Origin of the sequence: Brachybacterium equifaecis (assembly GCF_023509525.1) — a bacterium.
Classification (GTDB): domain Bacteria; phylum Actinomycetota; class Actinomycetes; order Actinomycetales; family Dermabacteraceae; genus Brachybacterium; species Brachybacterium equifaecis.
On record NZ_JAKNCJ010000020.1, the window covers coordinates 1 to 1354 of the forward strand.

Annotated in this window: 1 protein-coding gene; it reads right to left on the reverse strand. The window is 68.1% G+C overall.

Annotation, left to right across the window (positions count from 1 at the left end):
• Nucleotides 1–40 precede the first annotated feature (40 nt).
• Nucleotides 41–1287, reverse strand: a protein-coding gene (locus Bequi_RS14105) for an IS3 family transposase (RefSeq protein WP_430623127.1) whose coding sequence is annotated in 2 segments (ribosomal slippage) — nt 41–972 and nt 972–1287 — 1248 coding nt in all. Because the reading frame shifts where the segments join, the coding sequence is not laid out codon by codon here.
• Nucleotides 1288–1354 lie beyond the last annotated feature (67 nt).

Sequence of the window (1354 nt, forward strand, 5' to 3'; positions counted from 1 at the left end):
GGGGCCTTGACCCTCGATCGTGGACACGGCGTCGGTTCGGTTATGCCGCTTCCGCGAGGGTAGCGGACGTGGTCGCCGCGTAGGCGTTCTCGTAGTTGTTCGGGGTGATCTGGCCGATCGCGGAGTGGCGCCGGCGGGTGTTGTAGCGGTTCGCCCACCGGAACACGGCCCGGTAGGCGGTGGCCTGGTCCGGGAACGCCGACGCCCCTTCGAGGAGCTCTCGCTTGAGCGTCGCGTTGACGCTCTCCGCGAGTGAGTTGTCGGCGCTCGTGCCGATCGCACCCATGGACTGGGTGACCTTGAGCTGCTCGCAGAGCGTTGCGTAGGCCTTCGACGTATAGACGCTTCCGTGGTCGCTGTGGAAGACGGCACCGGCCAGCGATCCGCGGTCGCGGGCCGCGGCGCGGAGGGCGTCCTCGACGAGTTCGGTGCGCATGTGGTCGGCGACCTGCCAGCCCGCGAGCTTCCGCGACCCGAGGTCGATGCAGGTCGCCAGATACAGGTTCGATCCGTCGGCGATGGGGAGGTAGGTGATGTCGCCGACATACCTGCGGTTCGGTTCCCCGATGCTGAAGTCCCGTTCGATCAGGTCAGGGAACTTCCGCCCGGACTGGTCCGGGATCGTGGTCTTCACCCTTCGTCGCAGCCGGATCCCGGCGAGCTCGTGTTCCCGCATCACCCGGGCGACCCGCTTATGGTTCACCCGCCCGGCGGCGGGAACGCCGTCGTTGAGGTCGGCGGTGATCCGCGGTGCCCCGTAAGCGCGGTCGCCGCCCTGGGCGGGGTCCTGCAACACGCGGATCCGCGCCGCGAGGGCCGCGTCGTCGGCAGCCTTCGCGGCGCGCCGCGGTGCGGCGTCCAGCCAGGCGTAGAACGAGGACCTCGCGATCTCGACGACCTCACACAACCGCTTCACGCCGTAGGCGTCCTTGTGGTCCTGGACGAACTGGAAGCGGTTCACCAGTTCGTCTCCCCCGCGAAATACTTCGCCGCCTGGCGGAGAATGTCCCGCTCCGTCTCGAGCTTCAGCTTCTCCGCTTCCAGCCTCGCGTTCTCGACCTCCAGCCGGAGGATCTTCGCCGTCGGCGACTCCGCCCGCCCCGCCGCGGGCATCAGCCCCATACCCGCAGTCGTGGCCCCAGAGCCGTGCTTGCCGACCCACTCCTTCAGCGCACCGCGGGAGATCCCCAGATCCGCCGCGATCCCCTTCAACGTCGCGCCAGGGGTGGACTCGTACAAATCCACCGCCCGCTGGCGGAACTCGTCCGTGTAATTCTTCCTAGCCATCCCTTGGATTCTCGCTTCCCCAGCCTCGTGCTGGAATCAGCGTGTCCACGATCAGGGGTCAAGCGCC